Source organism: Micromonospora marina, from assembly GCF_900091565.1.
In the GTDB taxonomy this organism is placed as follows: domain Bacteria; phylum Actinomycetota; class Actinomycetes; order Mycobacteriales; family Micromonosporaceae; genus Micromonospora; species Micromonospora marina.
The window spans coordinates 141,477-157,434 of record NZ_FMCV01000002.1; the positions used below are offsets into that span (position 1 = coordinate 141,477).

The following is a 15,958-nucleotide window of genomic DNA, read 5'->3' on the forward strand; positions in this document are numbered from 1 at the left end:
CCGGTACGACTCAGACCCGGCTGTCGTAGGCCGCCCGGCTGGTGAGCACCTCGTCCATGTGCGTCTCGGCCCAGTCCTTCAAGCCCTGGATCGTCTTGAGCAGCGAGAGCCCGAGTGCGGTCAGCTCGTAGGTGACGGTCACGGGCACTGTCGGCTCGACGGTGCGGGTGACCAGGCCGTCGCGTTCCAGGGCGCGCAGCGTCTGGGTGAGCATCTTCTGGCTGACGCCCGCGAGCGTGCGGGACAGCTCCGAATATCGCATCGGGCGCGGGACGCCTGCGCAGTCGGCGCCGAACCGGTGCGAGCCGTCTGTGCGCAGCGCGGCCAGCACCAGTGTGACCCACTTGTCGGCGATCCGGTCGAGCAGTTGCCGGCTGGGGCACCGGGCCAGGAACGCGTCGTACTCCGCCTTGCTCATTGCCTGCTCCTGTCGCCCGGTGAGTTACGCACTTTAAGGTGCCTACTTCCCGACAGAAAGCTACACCCCGATAGTGGAGGTCGGCACCGCGACCCGGCGGTGCCACGAACGACGACGAGAGCCAAGAGGTACACACATGGCCCGCACCACCCTTCCCGGCGGCACCTGGACGCTTGGCGACCTGACCGTCACCCGGTTCGGCTACGGCGCGATGCAACTAGCGGGCCCCTGGGTCATGGGAGCGCCCGCCGACCACGACGGCGCCCTGGCGGTGCTACGCGAGACGGTCGCGCTCGGCATCACCCACATCGACACCAGCGCGGCGTACGGGCCGTACGTCACCAACCGGCTGATCCGGGAGGCGCTGCACCCGTACCCGGAGTCGCTGCACGTCGTCACGAAGGTCGGCGCGGACCGGGACGAGCAGGGCGGCTGGCCCACGGCCCGGGATGCCCAGAGCCTGCGCCGGCAGGTCCGGGAGAACCTGGAGACGCTCGGCGTGGACGCGCTCGGCCTGGTCAACCTACGGCTCGGTGACGCCACGGGCCCGCAGCCCGGGTCGCTCGCCGAGGCGCTGGAAACGCTCGCCGCGCTCCAGCAGGAGGGTCTGATCCGCCACCTGGGCCTGAGCAACGTGACGCCGGAGCAGGTGGCCGAGGCGCGGAGGATCGCGCCGATCGTCTGCGTGCAGAACCGGTACAACCTGGCCCACCGCGGTGACGACGACCTGATCGACGAGCTGGCCGGGCAGGGTGTCGCCTACGTGCCGTTCTTCCCGCTCGGCGGCTTCACGCCGTTGCAGTCCTCGGCGTTGTCGGCGGTGGCCGAACGCCTGAGGGCGACGCCGATGGGCGTCGCCCTGGCCTGGCTGCTGCGGCGCTCGCCGAACATCCTGCTGATCCCCGGCACGAAGTCCGTCGCGCACCTGCACGAGAACGTCGCCGGAGCGGGGCTGGCCCTCTCCGGCGACGACCTCGCCGAGCTGGACCGGATCGGGCGCTGAGCCTCGGCGTCAGGACGGCGGAGCCGTCGGCGGAGGCGGGTCGGGCGGCGGCGGCATCATCGCGGTCGGATGCGAGAGCCGGTTCTCCTCCACGATGAGTGTGCGGGCCCGCTTGCGGCGGTCCTGCCAGAACCACAGCGTGGTCAGCAGGACGCCCAGCCCGGCCAGGATGAACACCCAGCCGACCGCGCGCAGGTCGATCCACCAGACGTTGGCCCGGATGGCGAAGGTCATGATCGCGCCGAGCGCGATGAGAAAGATGGCGCTACCAATGCCCATGTGCGCTGCACTCCCCCGTGCGATGGCCGTGGGCGTACTCCGGTCGTGGTCCGCGACGGTTACCCGCCACCGGGCCGCCTATCCACCCCGGGGCGTACGCACGACGACGGCCGGCGGGCTGGTGCCCGCCGGCCGTCGTCATGAGGGGGAGAGTGACGTTTCAGGGGTGAAAGCCCCCGGAAGGGCTCAGAAAGCCTCCTCCGGGAGGTCCATGATCTCCAGGTCGGCGCCCTCGATGATCCGCCGGTCGGCGCCGATGCGGGGCAGCACCTCGCGGGCGAAGAACCGGGCGGCGGCGACCTTGCCGGTGTAGAAGGACCTGTCGGCCGCGGAGACCTCGCCGGCCAGCGCCTTCAGCGCCACGTCCGCCTGCTTCTGCAGGAGCCAGCCGACCACCAGGTCGCCGATCGCCAGCAGGAAGCGGCGGCTGCCCAGGCCGACCTTGTAGAGCGCGCGGGTGTCGCCGCCCTGGGCCTCGCCCAGCCAGCCGGTCATCACGCCGAGGATGTTCTGGATCTCGGCGAGCGCCTTGCCGAGCGCCTGACGCTCCTCCTTGAGCTGGCCGTTGCCGGCCTCGGAGGCGATGTGCTCCTGGATCTCGGCGGCGACCGCCATCAGGGCCTTGCCGTTGTCCCGGACGATCTTCCGGAAGATCAGGTCGAGGCTCTGGATCGCGGTGGTGCCCTCGTACAGGGTGTCGATCTTGGCGTCCCGGACGTACTGCTCCAGCGGGTAGTCCTGGAGGAAGCCGGAGCCGCCGTAGGTCTGGAGCGACTCGTGGCCGAGCAGCTCGTACGCCCGCTCCGAGCCGACACCCTTGACCAGCGGCAGGAGCAGGTCGTTGACGCGCTTGGCCAGCTTGGTGGCCTTCTCGTCACCGGCCGCCTCGGCGACCGCGACCTTGTCCTGCCAGCTCGCGGTGTAGCAGACCAGCGCGCGCAGGCCCTCGGCGTACGACTTCTGCAGCAGCAGCGAGCGACGCACGTCCGGGTGGTGGGTGACGGTCACCCGCGGGGCGGTCTTGTCCGCCATCTGGGTCAGGTCGGCGCCCTGCACCCGGTTCTTGGCGTACTCCAGCGCGTTCAGGTAGCCGGTGGAGAGCGTGGCGATCGCCTTCGTGCCGACCATCATCCGGGCGTACTCGATGATCATGAACATCTGGCGGATGCCGTCGTGCTTCTCGCCCAGCAGCCAGCCCTTGGCCGGTACGCCGTGCTCGCCGAAGGTCACCTCGCAGGTGTTCGAGACCTTCAGGCCCATCTTGTGCTCGACGTTCGTGGCGTAGACGCCGTTGCGCTCGCCCAGCTCGCCGGTTTCGGCGTCGAAGTGGTACTTCGGCACGACGAACAGCGACAGGCCCTTGGTGCCCGGGCCGCCCACACCCTCGACGCCGACCGGGCGGGCCAGCACGTAGTGCACGATGTTGTCGCTCAGATCGTGCTCACCGGAGGTGATGAAGCGCTTCACGCCCTCGATGTGCCACGAGCCGTCCGGCTGCTGGATCGCCCGGGTACGGCCGGCGCCCACGTCGGAGCCGGCGTCCGGCTCGGTGAGGACCATGGTCGAGCCCCACTGCTTCTCGATGAACAGCCGGGCCCACTTCTTCTGCTCCTCGGTGCCCTCGACGTGCAGCACGTGTGCGAAGGACGGGCCGGAGGCGTACATCCAGACCGGGGCGTTGGCGCCGAGCACCAGCTCGGCGAGCGACCACCAGAGGGCGCGCGGGGCGTTGGTGCCGCCCAGGGCCTCCGGCAGGTCCAGGCGCCAGAACTCGGAGTCCATGAACGCCTTGTACGACTTCTTGAACGACTCCGGCAGCGGTGCGGTGTGCGTCGCCGGGTCGAAGACCGGCGGGTTGCGGTCGCTGTCCGAGTAGCTGGCAGCCAGGTCCTCGCGAGCGAGGCGGTCGACCTCGGAGAGGAAACTGCGGGCGGTGTCGACGTCCAGGTCGGTGTACGGCGCCTGGCCGAACGTCCGGTCCGCCCCGAAGACCTCGAACAGGTTGAACTCGAGGTCCCGCACGTTGCTCTTGTAGTGGGTCATGCTCGCTGGCCCCGCTTCCCGGACAGGTGTTACCGATCAGTAACTCCAGACTGTATTACTCACCGGTAGGCAACGACAAGCCGATCTCGGAAGTGACAGCGATTACACACTTCCCGTTCATCAGTCGGCGGCGCCGACCTCCCAGCTCGGAACCGGGGAGGCGGTGGTGCTGCGCGGGCCGACGTACTCCATCAGGACCAGCGCGATGTCGTCGTCGAGCCGGCCGTGCACCCACTCGACAAGGGCCGTCTCCAACGAGGCCAGCCCGTCCGCGACGGTGCCGTGGCCGAGCAGCCGCCAGGCCCGGTCCGCGGTGGGGAAGAACTCGCCGTCCCGGCGCGCCTCGCCCAGCCCGTCGGTGAACAGCAGCAGCCGGTCGCCCGGTTCCAGCCGTTCCACCCGGGGCCGGACGACGGGCATGAAACCGAGCGGCGGCGCGGGCGCGGGCGGCTCCAGCGGGATCACCGCGCCCCGGCGTAGCAGCAACGGCGGCGGGTGCCCGCAGTTGACGATGGTGAGCGTGCCGCCGCGCTCCTCGACCAACGCCGCAGTGACGAAGTCCTCGTCGCCGACGTTGCGGGCCACCGCGCGGTCCAGGTCGGTCACCACCGCGCGCAGGTCGGCCCGCTCGTACGCGACGTGCCGGTAGGAGCCGAGCACGATGCTGGCCAGGCGGACCGCCTCCAGCCCCTTGCCCCGCACGTCACCGATGATCATCCGCACGCCGTACGGGGTGTCCATCACCTCGTACAGGTCGCCGCCGATCTCGGCCGTGGCGGTGGAGGAGATGTACCGCGCGGCCACCGCGAGCGTGCCGACCTGCGGGCCGAGCGGTCGCAACACCGCCTGCTGAGCGACCGAGGCGAGCCGGGACAGTTCCGCGATCCGGTCCGCCTGACGCTGGCGGATCGCCGCCGTGGCACCCGCGATCGCGGTCGCCGCCCCGACGGCTGTCACGTTGACCACAGTCACCAGCGGACTGCCCCGCTCGGCGACGGCGAAGCCGACACCGATGGCGGTGGCCAGGCCGCCGACCGCGAGCACCACCCGCCAGGACGCCAGCGCCGCCGCGAGGAACGGCGCGACCACCATCAGCGCGATGTAGTGCGCCGGGCGGCCGTCCGCCAGCTCCACCGCGACCACGATCGCGAGCAGCGCGAGGGCCGCGCCGAGACCGGCGCGGGATCCGGGACTCAGCGGGCCTCGGCCCGGCTGGAAGGGTTGCGTGCGTACATCGGACAGCATGCCTGATGGACGGGAACGGGAGAATGAACCTGGCCCGTCGGTCGTGGAAGTTCTGCCCGAGTGGCCGGTCAGCCGAGCACCTCGTACCGGACGTTCACGTGGCCGAGGCCGGTCGCGGCGATGGTCGCGAACGCGGCGCGGGACAGGTCCAGGCACCGGCCCTCGATGAACGGGCCACGGTCGTTGATCCGCACCACCACCGACTTGCCGTTGTCCGGGTTGGTGACCCGGACCTTGGTGTTGAACGGCAGCGTCTTGTGCGCCGCGGTGAGCGCGTTCGGGTCGAACGTCTCGCCGTTCGCCGTCATCTGGCCCTCGGCGTAGAAGGAGGCGCCGCAGGAGCCGCTGTCCACGACCTTCGGGCTGCTCGTCTTCTTCGCCGTCGGGGAGGGGGAGGCGGTCCGCGCCTTGCTCCGCGAGGCCGCCTGGGTGCGGCTCGCCTTCGGGCTCGCAGTGGCCTTCGGCGACGGGCTGAGACTCGCGCTCGGCGAGGCCGACGCGGTCGGCGAGGGGGCGGCCGACGTGGCGGCGGGCGTGCTGGGCGGCGTCTGGACCGCGACCGGCCCGGCGGGCGGCTCGGCGGAGGTGAGCCGCACGGCGCCGACGGTACCGCCGACCGCGAGCGCCACACCGACCGCCGCGGTCGCGGCGATGGCGGCGGGCGAGGAGAACCTGCGGGTACGAAGGTGCCTAGCAGCCACCGGCCCGGTCCTTTCGTCAACTGAACAAACCGGCCCGGACCGTAACGAGAGAAGCACTTCCGAAGTCAACGTGATCATGGTGCTATGCCCGCATTTACCCTGGTACGTGTAGCCGATCACGCCACACTCGATCGGCCGAACGGCCCACCGATCCGCCAGGATGGAAACCGTGCTGAGTCGTCGCCTGGTCGAGCTGTTCGGGTGGATCGACCCCGGCCCGGGCAGCACCCACCTGGTCAGCGACATCTCCGGCTGGTGGCGTGACCCCCAGGTGCTGGCCCAGGTCGGACCGGCGGTGGCCGGGCTGTTCCCCGAGGACCGCCCGAGTGTCGTGATCGCTCCCGAGGTGACCGGGCTGCTGCTCGGCCCGCTGGTCGCGGTCGCCGCCGGGGCCGGCTTCCTGCCCGCGTACAAGGACGGTGGCGAACGACGCCGGGTCGGGCCGACGCGCTGGGCGCAGACACCCCCCGACCACCGGGGACAGCGGCTGCGGATCGGCGTGGACGGTCGGCGGCTGCGCCCCGGCGACCGGGTGCTGCTGGTCGACGACTGGGTCGACACCGGCGCGCAGCTCGACGCGCTGTGCCTGGTCGTCCGGGACGCCGGGGCCGACCTGATCGGCGCCGCCGCGCTCGTCGCGACCTGCCCGCCCGAGGTCGCCGAGCGGCTGAGGCTGCGCGCCCTGGTCACCGGTGCCGACCTGCCGTGAGGCCGCCGGCGGGGGCGGGAGCGTGCCGTAGCGTCGGCGGCATGTGGCCCCGCATCGGTGGATTACGCGCACTCGCCCTCGGCACGCCCGGCGAGCTGCGTACCCGGCTCAACACCCTCGTCCTCTCCGGTCTGAAGACCGCCACCGCCGGTCTCGTGCAGGAGTACGACCAGGAGGGCGAGGAACTGGAGTACGTCGGCGAGCGGCTGGTGCTGGTCGACGACAACGACGGGTTCGTCGGCGTCGTCGAGGTGACAGACGTCGAGGTGGTGCGCTTCGCCGACGTGCCGTGGGACTTCGCCCGCGCCGAGGGCGAGGGCGACCGCTCGATCGAGGAGTGGCGCGAGGGCCACGACGCCTACTGGGCCCGGCAGGGCACGCCGGTCACCGACGACACCCGGATCGTCTGCCTCCGGTTCCGGCTGGTCTCCACAGAGGGCAGCGTCGGCACCTAACCCGCCCGGCGCAGCTCCGGCAGCAGCGCCGCCGCCTCCACCAGCACCGCCTCGTCGCCCGCGTACCAGCTGCTGGCCCGGGGCCAGTGCGTCACCACGTCGGTGAAGCCCAGCCGGGCCGCCCGGGCCACCTGCTCGGCGAGGAAATCGGCGCTGGTCAACGAGAACACCGGCGCCGAGTCCAGCGACAGGTAGCGGTCGAGCGTCACCGGGTCACGGCCGGCCTCCTCCAGCGTCCGCGTCATCCGGCCCGACAGCTCCGCCACCGTGCCCCACCACGCCTCGACGTCGTCGCCACCGAGCCCGGTGGTGACCCAGCCCTGCCCGAACCGGGCGACCAGCCGCATCGAGCGCGGACCGTTCGCGGCCATCACGAACGGCACCCGCGGCTGCTGGACGCACCCCGGGTTGTTGCGCGCGTCCACGGCGGTGAACCACTCCCCGCGCCAGGTCGTGCCGTCCTCCCGCAGGATCGCGTCGAGCAGCTCGGTGAACTCGGCGAACCGGTCCACGCGCCGCCGGGGCGGCAGCGTCTCGCCGCCGAGCACCGCCGAGTCGAAGCCGATACCGCCCGCGCCGAGACCGAGCAGCACCCGGCCCTCCGACACGTCGTCCAGCGCGGTCACCTGCCGGGCGAACGCCGCCGGATGCCGGAAGTTCGGCGAGGCCACGAGCGTCCCGAGCTGCACCCGGGACGTCACGCCGGCCGCCGCGGTGAGCGTCGTCCACGAGTCGAACCACGGCCCGTCGACCAGGTCACGCCAGCCCAGGTGGTCGTAGGTCCAGGCGTGGTCGAAGCCCCACTCGTCCACCTGGGCCCACCGCCGACGTGCTTCCGACCAGCGCTGGTCGGGCAGGATCACGATGCCGATTCGCATGATCGCCAGGGTACGACCCGGGCCGGACATGCCGGCCCGGGTCGCGAGGATCACGCCGCCACGTCGGCGACCACGCACGCGATGTTGTCCGGCGCGCCGGCCGCGTACGCCAGCTCGACCAGGCGCCCGACGGCGTTCTCCGGATCGTCCGCCTCCGCCAGCGCGGCGTGCAGCGCGCCCGGCTCCACCACTGCCGAGAGACCGTCGGAGCAGAGCAGGTAGCGGTCGCCGGGCAGCGCGGTCCGCAGCGCCAGATCCGCCTCCACCTCCGCGCCCGCGCCGAGCGCCCGGGCCAGCAGTGCCCGCTGCGGATGCGCCCCGGCCTCGGCCGGTGTGAGCCTCCCCTGGTCGACGAGCGTCTGCACGTACGTGTGGTCCCGGGTGAGCCGGGACAGCTCGCCGCCGCGCAGCAGGTACGCCCGGCTGTCCCCGACGTGCACCAGGGCGAGCCGGCTGCCGCGCCGCACCAGCGCGGTGAGCGTGGTGGCCGGCTGGTCCGCGTCGGTGGCGTGCGCGCGTACCGCCCGGTCGGCCCGGGCCACCGCGTCGGCCAGCGCGGCGAGCAGGTCGCCCCGCGACCCGTCCCCCTGCTCCAGCGGCCGCAGCGCCTCCACCGCCGCAGCGCTCGCAGTGGACCCGGCCGGACCGCGTACGCCGTCGGCGACCGCGAGCAGCGCCGCGCTCGCGTACGCGGTGTCCTCGTTGGAAGCACGGATCGTCCCGGTCTCGCAGCGCGTCGCGTACCGGAAGGTGGTCTCGGACATGGTGGTGCCCCTCTCGCTGAGCCTGTCGACGAGGAGCGCGACGGCCCGGCCGCGCGCCGCGGTGTCCGCGCTGACCTGCCGCCACCAGGCGTCGAGCGCCTCGGCGGCGGCAACGGGCGGCAGGCCGCAGACGGTACGGATCTCGGCCAGCGGCATCCCGGCCCGGCGCAGCCCGGCGATCAACCGCGCCCGGTCCCGCTGCTCCGGCGCGTAGTAGCGGTAACCCGAGTGCGGGTCCACCGCGGCCGGGGGCAGCAGCCCGCAGTCGTCGTAGATGCGCAACGCCTTGGCGCTCAGGCCGGTCGCGCGGGCGAACGCGCCGATGGTCAGCAGTCGCACCGTGTCCTCCCCCGCGCTCCTCGTGCCGGTCACCGCGACCGGCACCGACCACGCTGGGCTTTGCCGCAGGGGACGGGTCAAGGCGTCGTCGCCGCCAGTTTGGTAAGCATCCGCCCCAGATGCGGCTCTACCGTGCCGGCCGGGGCGTCGTCCACCTCACCCGGCGTCCACCAGCGGATGCCGGCGAACTCCACCGGATCGGGCGTGAACCGCTGGTCACGGCGGCCGGACAGCACGTACCAGAGACTCACGTCGGTGTGCCGCTGCTCCGGCGGGCCGACCGTCCCGGTGACGGTGAGGAACGCCGGACGCTCGCCGAACGGCGGCGCGAAGACCGCCGTCACGCCCAACTCCTCCCGCAGCTCGCGCCGCACCGTGTCGGCCGGGTGCTCACCCGGCTCGACGTGACCGCCGCTGGGCAGCCACATACCCGCGAGGCGGTGGTCGACGAGCAGCACCGCGCCGTCGGCCGGATCGCGGAGCAGGAAGTACGCAACCAGATGCGGCGACGGCCCGCATCCCACCGATGCTGCCAGCCGGGTACGACGGCGTCAGTCCGGCGGCAGCGGGTTGGCGTCGGCCGCCGCGCGGACGAACTCGCGTACCCGGGACGTGGTGTTCCCGGCCGGCCACACCGGACCGCGACAGATCGGCGGCGCGTCGTGGATCGGCACGTAGGCCACGTCCGGACGGGCGTAGAACCGGCGGGTCTGCTCGCCCACCGGCAGCACCCCACGCCCCAGCGCGACCAGTGCCAGCATCTCGGAGAAACTGCCGCCCACCGGGCCCAGCGGCACCGGGCGGCCGGACGGGGTGCGGTCAGGCGTGCGGTCCTGCTTGAACGCGGTCGAGGTCATCGCCGGGTACTGCACCACCGGATGGTCGCCGAGCACCTCCAGCGACACCGACTCCTCCGCCGCGAGCGGATGGCCCGCGGCCACCGCGAGCACCCGGCGCTCGCGCATCAGCACCGGGCCGTTCGCCATGCCGTCGAAGGGGTACGAGGCGATCAGCACGTCGATCGTGCCGTCCCGCAGGCTCGACCGGGTGCCGGCCAGCGGCGCCTCGTGCACGTGCACCTCGCAGTCCGGGTGGCGCTCGGTGAACAGGGAGACCGCCCGCAGCAGCAACGGCGCTGTCGACTCACCGACGTACGCCACCCGCAGCTCGCCGGTGAGCCCGCGCCCGGCGTCCACGGCCCGCTGGACCGCCGCCTCGATGCCGGCCACCAGCGGGCGCATCTCCTCGGCCAGGCGGGCATCGATCGGGGTGAGCCGGACGACCCTGCTGGTGCGCTCGAACAGCGGCGCACCGATGCGACGTTCCAGCTTGCGAACCACGTGGCTGACCCGGCCGGTGCTCACCCGCAGCCGCTCGGCGGTCCGCCCGAAGTGCAGCTCCTCGGCCAGGGTCAGGAACGTCTCGATCTCGTACCGCTCCAGCACCGGGCACCTCCGTCGTTGCCTGCGGGTCAACGATCGTAGTCCGGTCCGGGCTTGGTCCGGACGGCGTGCCGGACCAGGGTTGGCGGCATGCAGAACGATCTCGTGACGGTGACCGGTCTCGACCACCTCGTCCTCTCGGTGAGCGACGTCGAGCGCTCCCTCGACTTCTACTGCGGCACGCTCGGGTTGGCCCCGGTGCGGGTCGACAGGTGGCAGGCCGAAGAGGTGCCGTTCCCGTCCGTACGCGTCGACGCCGGCACCATCATCGACCTGGTACGGGGCGAGGCGGGCGGCTCCAACGTGGACCACTTCTGCCTGGTGGTGGAGCCGGTCGACTGGCAGCGGGTGGTCGACTCCGGGGTGTTCACCGTGCTGACCGGCCCGGTCCCGCGCTTCGGCGCACGGGGCACCGGCACCTCGATCTACGTCAGCGATCCGGACGGCAACACAATCGAACTGCGCTGCTACCCGGCCGACGCCTAACCTGGCCCGATGCCGGAGCTGCAACGCCTCGCCGCCCACCACGCACCCGCCCTGTTGCGGTTCGAGCGGGAGAACCGGGCGTACTTCGCCCGGTACGTCCCCGACCGGGGCGACGACTTCTTCACCGGGTACGCCGCCCGGCACGCCGCCCTGCTGGACGAGCAGGAACGCGGCACCTGCCACTTCCACCTGCTGGTCGGCGACCACGGCGCCGTGCTCGGGCGGTTCAACCTGGTCGACGTGGCGAACGGTAGCGCCGAGCTGGGCTACCGGGTGGCCGAACGCGCCGCCGGGCGCGGGCTCGCTCAAGAAGGCGTACGGCGCGTCTGCGAACTGGCCCGCACCGAGTACGGGCTGCGCCGGCTGGTCGCCTCGGCGGCGCTGGCGAACCCGGCCTCACTGGCCGTGCTCCGGCGTACCGGTTTCGTGCTCGACGGCGCGGTGCCCGGCGGCTTGGTTGATCTGGACGGGGAGCCCGGCCTGCGGCACGTGCTCGACCTCCGCGCGCCCTACGCGGCCGCGTCCCCGTAGGCGGGCGCGCCGGCCGGCTCGTACGTCAGTTGCAGCGTGCCGTGGGCGTGGGTGACCGACTCGGTGAGCCGCAGCGCGCTCGGCACCGTCCCCTCGCCGAACAGACGCTTGCCGGTACCGAGCCCGCGTCCTTCGGCCGGCTGCCCGAGACGTTGGACCCGGCGGCCAAGCAGGCGATAGCTGACCGCCTCGACACGCGAACCTGCCCACTCAGGCGCAGTGGGCGAGCCGGAACCCCTGATCCGCCGGTGCGGCCCTGCCCGAGGGCCGCCCGGCTTCACGGCGCCGGATGAAGGTGGCTGCGGAGGAAGGCGACTGTCTCGCGGCGCGCCGGCCGGGCGGCAGGCACCAGACCAGGAGTGCTCAGGAACGTGTGAGTGGCCCTCGGGTAGCAGGTCAGGCGAACGTCGGTGCCGTCCTCGCGAAGCCGTTCGACATAGCGGCTTCCCTGATCGGCCAGCGGATCCAGTGCGGCGATGACGACCAGTGTCGGTGGCAGTCCGGCGAGGTTGTCGAACTTGACCGGTGACACACTGCGCGGGTCGAGGGTGGGCGGCACGGCCAACTTGCGGGTCGCGCGTAGCCGGGACACCGGCAGGGTGGGGTTGTCGGCGTTCTCCGTGATCGAGGGGTACTCGGTCATGCTCTCCGTCCAGTCCGTGCCCGGGTAGATCAGAGCCTGTGCACGCAGCGGCGGGCCGTCCTTGCGGGCACGCAAGGCGATGAGTCCGGCGATCGTGCCACCGGCGCTCTCGCCCACGACCGCGACGGCTGCCGGATCGATGTTCCACTGCGCGGCGTCGTCGACGAGCCGGACGACCGTGTCGTAGCCGTCGTCGACCGGCCGGGGCAGCGGGTGCTCCGGGGCGAGGCGGTACTCCACCGAGACGACCACCGCCGGGCACCGGGCCGCGAGGTGGCTGTTGAGCCAGTCGTTCTGCGCAGCGGTCCCTGCGAAGAAACCTCCGCCGTGGAACGAGACGACCAGCGGCAGCCTCCGGCCGGTGTCCTTGGGGCGGTGCACCCGCAGCGTCAGACGGCGACCCGGAAGATCGATGAAGGTTTCCTCGATGCGTACGCCGCGGTCCGGGAAACCGGTGATGATCCATGCGGCACGAGACGACACAACGCGGTTGGCCTTCTCGCGCGCGGCGATTACCTGATCGTCGGTCAGAGCCTCCCAGTCCAGCGAATCCTTCAGGATCCGGGTGCCCAGTGGAGCTTTGCCTCTCATGGTGTCCTCCGGCATGCAGACGCTGTGGACTCACTGTCACAGCCGGTGCGTGCCGGTGGATTGAACGAATGTCAAGGGCTCCCTCGGTCCGGCGTCAGGGTCGGCCGGGCCAGGCGACGTCGTCGACGGCGAGGAACGGTGCGCTCGCCACTGTCGCGGGCGTCGCTCCGGTGAAGGCCATGACGTCTCGGTGAAGGTGGGACTGGTCGGCGTAACCGCTGTCCGCCGCCACCGTGGCGGCGCTGTGACCCGCGGCGAGACGATGGGCCGCCCGATCGAACCGGATGAGCTGGGCGGCCCGCTTGGGGGTGAGACCGATCTGGGACCGGAACCGGGCCCACAGCCGCTTACGACTCCATCCGACCTCGGTCGCCAACCGCTCGACCCGCACCTGTCCCCCGCCGGCCACCATCCGCCTCCAGCAGAAGGCGACCTCCGCATCGACCGCGCGCCCCGCGTCGTGACGTCGGGCCAGCGCCGCCTCGGCTATCACGAACCGGGCGTCCCAGGAGCGGGCGGCGCGCAGCCGCTCCTGGATTCGCGCGGCGTCCCGCCCCCAGAGGTCGTCGAGGGTTGTCACGGCTCCGCTCAGCTCCCCCGTGGCGCCCAGGACCGCGTGCGCGATCACGGGCGACAGCCGCACCTGGAGGCAGGCGAAGCTTCCGGCCTGACCCCGTCCGCGCGCACCAGGGGGCGGCGCGAGTCCCGCGGTGACACAGCCTCGCTGTTGCCGTCCAGCGCCGTCGTCGACGACGAGCGGCTGATCGCCGAGGTCGAAGAGCATCATGATTGCGGGGTGCGGCACGACCTCGACCTCGACCGGGGTGTCAGCCCGGTCGCTGAAACCCGCCATGGTGACTCCCGCCAGCCGGCCCGGTCGTGCGGGGACCGCGATGTCCCAGGCGGGCGAACCGACGCGCACCGGGTCGGTAGGTCGCACGTCACGATGGTAGGCGTCACCCTCAAGCGGGTCGGTCAGTCATCGTCCCGAGGCGTCCGGGGCTGGCCGCCTCGGTCGTTCACTTTCGATTTTCTCGGAGGGCCGCCGGCCGCAGGGGTCAGGCCGGATGCGCGGCGGAGGCTACGCCCACAGCGTGGACCGCATCTGGATCGGCTGGTAGGCCAGGGCTCGGTCGACCACCTCAGCAGCCGTCAACGCAGCGTCGCTCCGGTAGATCAGGTCGGAGACACAGCCGCCTGGGCAGACCAAGTCCCGCTCAAGGGATGGCTTCTTCGCGGGTCAACTTCGCAGGCAGGGTGCCCTCCTCCGACCGGCGCTGGCACGCCAATGGCACGCCGCACGAGCGCCAGCCCTGCAACATCGAAGGCCCTGACCGGGACTGACGTCCTGATCAGGGCCTTCGTGGTGGAGCGGGTGACGGGAATCGAACCCGCACTGTCAGCTTGGGAAGCTGATGTTCTGCCATTGAACTACACCCGCAGGCGGCACCACTCTACCCGAAGGTCACACCCCCGCGCACTCAGGTGCTCGCGCGCCACTTCGGCGAGGTGGTGGCATCGACGCGCGGTTGATCCCGCCACCTCCCCGAGCTGGAGTGGATCAAGCGCCCGGCCGACGCGGGCGGGCACATGTTGCACGTCGGCAACATATGGCCGTTCTCAAATATGTCGATGGGATGTAACGTCTGCACCACGTTTCCGCACCGGCGTGACACACCCCCTGCCACGCCGTCAGAAAGAGGTGGGCCCATGGGACTCCGTCCCAACCTGCTGACCCGGCGTACCGCCGGTGTCGCGACGTCGACCCTCGCACTGCTGCTCAGCACCGCCGCCGTCGGCGTCGTCCCCGCCGCTTCGGCCCTCTCGGCCACCCCGGCCGGCGTCTGCGCCGAGCCGGCCGACGCCCACGCCGACGAGCACGAGCACGAGCACGAGCACTCGAACGCTCGCGTGGCGAAGGGCGGCAACGCCAAGCTGGACCCGAACCACCTGACCGCCGAGCAGGTCCGTGAGCGTGAGGCCGACCTCGCCGCCGCGCAGCGCGAGCGGGCCGGCTTCCGGACCGGTGTCGTCGCCCCGCTGGCCGCCGTGACGATCCCGGTCGTCGTGCACGTCATCCAGGAGAACAGCACCCGGGCCGGCGGCAACATCACCGACTCGATGATCAATCAGCAGATCACCGTGCTGAACCAGTCGTACGCGGGCTCGACCGGCGGCGCCGCCACCGCCTTCGGGTTCCAGCTCACGAAGATCAACCGGGTGACCAACCCGTCGTGGTACCCGATCGTGCAGGGCTCCTCGGCGGAGCGCTCGATGAAGACCTCGCTGCGCGTGGGCGGCAAGAACACGCTCAACATCTACCTGGGCGAGCTGAGCAACGGCCTGCTCGGCTGGGCGACGTTCCCGAAGCGTTCGCTGGACAAGATGGACGGCGTGGTGGTGCTCAACGAGTCGCTGCCCGGCGGCACGGCGACCAACTACAACCAGGGTGACACCGGCACCCACGAGGTCGGCCACTGGCTGAACCTCTACCACACCTTCCAGGGCGGTTGCTCCGGCTCGGGCGACAGCGTCTCCGACACCCCGGCCGAGGCGTCCCCGGCGTACCAGTGCCCGACCGGGCGGGACACCTGCTCGACGGCGGGCATGGACCCGATCACCAACTTCATGGACTACACGTACGACTCCTGCATGCACCAGTTCACCGCCGGCCAGGCGAGCCGCATGCTCACCGCATGGAACGCCTACCGCGCAGCCTGACCGTCGTACCGCGTACCGCGTACCGCGTACCGCGTACCGCGTGCCGGCCCTGTCTTCGGACGGGGCCGGCACCGCTCGTTCCGGGTCGGGTCAGGCGGCCGGGCGGCGCGTGTCGAAGCCGTGCCGGCCGCGGCAGCCCTCGGCGACGAGCGGGTCAGGCCGGGCCGACGCGCCCCCGTGCGGGTCGAGCCACACCCGCACCTGCGGCGGGGCGGCGCCGGGCTGGGCGACCGGATCGCGCCGGGTCAGCATCGCCACCTCGACGGTGAACTCGAACAGCCGCCAGTCGCCCTGCGGCGACGCGCGGCCGATCCGGGCCAGCCGGGCCACCGTGGCGGGGTCGGTCACCGCCCGGGCGCGGCCCGCGACGTACGCCTCGTCGTCGCTCTCCTCCGGCGGGAACGAGTGCAGGGCGTAGCGGCCGTCGCGTTCGAGGTCACGGCGCTTCGGCGAGTCGATGACGAAGCACCAGAGCCCGTCGGCGGTGAACACCGGGGAGACCGGGTGGACCCGGGGGCCGCCGTCGGCGCGGACCGTGGCGAGGTAGCCGAAGCCCGGCCCGTACTGCTGCATCAGGAGGCGGATCTCGTCGGCGAGGCGGGGCTCGTCGGCGGCGAATTCGGACCAGGAAGCCATGTGGACACTCTATCGAACACGTGTACGAAGATGCAGTGCGACACGCTGGTCACCCGTACCGGTCGCTATGGTGT

At 71.9% G+C, this 15,958-nt stretch carries 18 protein-coding genes and 1 tRNA gene; 6 read left to right on the forward strand and 13 right to left on the reverse strand.

Features of this window, described 5'->3' with window-relative positions:
* Positions 1 to 10 precede the first annotated feature (10 nt).
* Positions 11 to 418, reverse strand: coding sequence for a winged helix-turn-helix transcriptional regulator (locus GA0070215_RS03195; RefSeq protein WP_018785542.1), 408 nt, complete (start codon positions 416 to 418; stop codon positions 11 to 13).
* Between the two features lie 136 nt (positions 419 to 554).
* Between GA0070215_RS03195 and GA0070215_RS03200 the strand changes: the two genes are divergently transcribed.
* Complete coding sequence (locus tag GA0070215_RS03200) at positions 555 to 1,421, forward strand: aldo/keto reductase family oxidoreductase (protein WP_091041587.1); 867 nt, start codon at positions 555 to 557, stop codon at positions 1,419 to 1,421.
* A 9-nt stretch (positions 1,422 to 1,430) separates the two neighbouring features.
* Here GA0070215_RS03200 and GA0070215_RS03205 read toward each other — a convergent pair whose 3' ends face one another.
* From GA0070215_RS03205 to GA0070215_RS03220, 4 genes are all read right to left on the reverse strand, one after another.
* Positions 1,431 to 1,700 (reverse strand): DUF6458 family protein, encoded by a 270-nt coding sequence (locus GA0070215_RS03205; RefSeq protein ID WP_013283345.1) that lies wholly within the window; start codon positions 1,698 to 1,700, stop codon positions 1,431 to 1,433.
* A gap of 186 nt (positions 1,701 to 1,886) precedes the next feature.
* On the reverse strand, positions 1,887 to 3,743 hold the full coding sequence (locus GA0070215_RS03210) for an acyl-CoA dehydrogenase (protein ID WP_018785544.1): 1,857 nt from the start codon (positions 3,741 to 3,743) through the stop codon (positions 1,887 to 1,889).
* A 120-nt stretch (positions 3,744 to 3,863) separates the two neighbouring features.
* Positions 3,864 to 4,988: a PP2C family protein-serine/threonine phosphatase gene (locus tag GA0070215_RS03215; protein WP_091041591.1), complete on the reverse strand. Its 1,125-nt coding sequence runs from the start codon at positions 4,986 to 4,988 to the stop codon at positions 3,864 to 3,866.
* 68 nt (positions 4,989 to 5,056) lie between these two features.
* Positions 5,057 to 5,689, reverse strand: coding sequence for a septal ring lytic transglycosylase RlpA family protein (locus GA0070215_RS03220; RefSeq protein WP_091041594.1), 633 nt, complete (start codon positions 5,687 to 5,689; stop codon positions 5,057 to 5,059).
* A 160-nt stretch (positions 5,690 to 5,849) separates the two neighbouring features.
* Between GA0070215_RS03220 and GA0070215_RS03225 the strand changes: the two genes are divergently transcribed.
* Together GA0070215_RS03225 and GA0070215_RS03230 are read left to right on the forward strand one after the other, a co-directional pair.
* Positions 5,850 to 6,398, forward strand: coding sequence for a phosphoribosyltransferase (locus GA0070215_RS03225; RefSeq protein WP_208600276.1), 549 nt, complete (start codon positions 5,850 to 5,852; stop codon positions 6,396 to 6,398).
* Between the two features lie 41 nt (positions 6,399 to 6,439).
* A complete protein-coding gene (locus GA0070215_RS03230) occupies positions 6,440 to 6,853 on the forward strand; it encodes an ASCH domain-containing protein (RefSeq protein ID WP_091041599.1) in 414 nt (137 codons plus the stop codon).
* Here the strand turns inward: GA0070215_RS03230 and GA0070215_RS03235 are convergent.
* From GA0070215_RS03235 to GA0070215_RS03250, 4 genes are all read right to left on the reverse strand, one after another.
* A complete protein-coding gene (locus GA0070215_RS03235) occupies positions 6,850 to 7,761 on the reverse strand; it encodes an LLM class flavin-dependent oxidoreductase (protein WP_091042108.1) in 912 nt (303 codons plus the stop codon). The two genes, GA0070215_RS03230 and GA0070215_RS03235, sit on opposite strands and share 4 nt — an antisense overlap.
* 20 nt (positions 7,762 to 7,781) lie before the next feature.
* Entirely contained in the window at positions 7,782 to 8,834 is a 1,053-nt protein-coding gene (locus GA0070215_RS03240) for a MerR family transcriptional regulator (protein ID WP_091042113.1), read from the reverse strand.
* A 77-nt stretch (positions 8,835 to 8,911) separates the two neighbouring features.
* A complete protein-coding gene (locus tag GA0070215_RS03245; RefSeq protein ID WP_244166843.1) occupies positions 8,912 to 9,358 on the reverse strand; it encodes an NUDIX hydrolase in 447 nt (148 codons plus the stop codon).
* A gap of 27 nt (positions 9,359 to 9,385) precedes the next feature.
* Positions 9,386 to 10,279 (reverse strand): LysR family transcriptional regulator, encoded by an 894-nt coding sequence (locus GA0070215_RS03250; RefSeq protein ID WP_091041602.1) that lies wholly within the window; start codon positions 10,277 to 10,279, stop codon positions 9,386 to 9,388.
* Positions 10,280 to 10,366: 87 nt separating this feature from the next.
* On the opposite strand from GA0070215_RS03250, the gene GA0070215_RS03255 reads away from it, so the two are divergent.
* On the forward strand, positions 10,367 to 10,762 hold the full coding sequence (locus GA0070215_RS03255; RefSeq protein ID WP_091041605.1) for a VOC family protein: 396 nt from the start codon (positions 10,367 to 10,369) through the stop codon (positions 10,760 to 10,762).
* A gap of 9 nt (positions 10,763 to 10,771) precedes the next feature.
* A complete protein-coding gene (locus GA0070215_RS03260; RefSeq protein ID WP_091041608.1) occupies positions 10,772 to 11,293 on the forward strand; it encodes a GNAT family N-acetyltransferase in 522 nt (173 codons plus the stop codon).
* A 277-nt stretch (positions 11,294 to 11,570) separates the two neighbouring features.
* Here the strand turns inward: GA0070215_RS03260 and GA0070215_RS03270 are convergent, their stop codons facing one another.
* From GA0070215_RS03270 to GA0070215_RS03285, 3 genes are all read right to left on the reverse strand, one after another.
* A complete protein-coding gene (locus GA0070215_RS03270) occupies positions 11,571 to 12,467 on the reverse strand; it encodes an alpha/beta hydrolase fold domain-containing protein (protein WP_091042117.1) in 897 nt (298 codons plus the stop codon).
* A gap of 154 nt (positions 12,468 to 12,621) precedes the next feature.
* A complete protein-coding gene (locus tag GA0070215_RS03275) occupies positions 12,622 to 13,467 on the reverse strand; it encodes an AraC family transcriptional regulator (RefSeq protein WP_091041611.1) in 846 nt (281 codons plus the stop codon).
* Positions 13,468 to 13,894: 427 nt separating this feature from the next.
* Positions 13,895 to 13,968 (reverse strand) — tRNA-Gly (locus GA0070215_RS03285).
* A 269-nt stretch (positions 13,969 to 14,237) separates the two neighbouring features.
* Between GA0070215_RS03285 and GA0070215_RS03290 the strand changes: the two genes are divergently transcribed.
* Complete coding sequence (locus GA0070215_RS03290) at positions 14,238 to 15,248, forward strand: zinc metalloprotease (protein WP_091041614.1); 1,011 nt, start codon at positions 14,238 to 14,240, stop codon at positions 15,246 to 15,248.
* Positions 15,249 to 15,338: 90 nt separating this feature from the next.
* On the opposite strand, the gene GA0070215_RS03295 is transcribed toward GA0070215_RS03290, so the two are convergent.
* Positions 15,339 to 15,884 (reverse strand): pyridoxamine 5'-phosphate oxidase family protein, encoded by a 546-nt coding sequence (locus GA0070215_RS03295; RefSeq protein ID WP_091041618.1) that lies wholly within the window; start codon positions 15,882 to 15,884, stop codon positions 15,339 to 15,341.
* Between the last annotated feature and the right edge of the window lie 74 nt (positions 15,885 to 15,958).

Coding starts and splice junctions, on each gene's coding strand:
- GA0070215_RS03195 (WP_018785542.1), bottom strand. CDS start 418: ATGAGCAAGGCGGAGTACGACGCGTTCCTGGCCCGGTGCCCCAGCCGG.
- GA0070215_RS03200 (WP_091041587.1), top strand. CDS start 555: ATGGCCCGCACCACCCTTCCCGGCGGCACCTGGACGCTTGGCGACCTG.
- GA0070215_RS03205 (WP_013283345.1), bottom strand. CDS start 1,700: ATGGGCATTGGTAGCGCCATCTTTCTCATCGCGCTCGGCGCGATCATG.
- GA0070215_RS03210 (WP_018785544.1), bottom strand. CDS start 3,743: ATGACCCACTACAAGAGCAACGTGCGGGACCTCGAGTTCAACCTGTTC.
- GA0070215_RS03215 (WP_091041591.1), bottom strand. CDS start 4,988: ATGCTGTCCGATGTACGCACGCAACCCTTCCAGCCGGGCCGAGGCCCG.
- GA0070215_RS03225 (WP_208600276.1), top strand. CDS start 5,850: ATGGAAACCGTGCTGAGTCGTCGCCTGGTCGAGCTGTTCGGGTGGATC.
- GA0070215_RS03230 (WP_091041599.1), top strand. CDS start 6,440: ATGTGGCCCCGCATCGGTGGATTACGCGCACTCGCCCTCGGCACGCCC.
- GA0070215_RS03235 (WP_091042108.1), bottom strand. CDS start 7,761: ATGTCCGGCCCGGGTCGTACCCTGGCGATCATGCGAATCGGCATCGTG.
- GA0070215_RS03255 (WP_091041605.1), top strand. CDS start 10,367: ATGCAGAACGATCTCGTGACGGTGACCGGTCTCGACCACCTCGTCCTC.
- GA0070215_RS03260 (WP_091041608.1), top strand. CDS start 10,772: ATGCCGGAGCTGCAACGCCTCGCCGCCCACCACGCACCCGCCCTGTTG.
- GA0070215_RS03290 (WP_091041614.1), top strand. CDS start 14,238: ATGGGACTCCGTCCCAACCTGCTGACCCGGCGTACCGCCGGTGTCGCG.
- GA0070215_RS03295 (WP_091041618.1), bottom strand. CDS start 15,884: ATGGCTTCCTGGTCCGAATTCGCCGCCGACGAGCCCCGCCTCGCCGAC.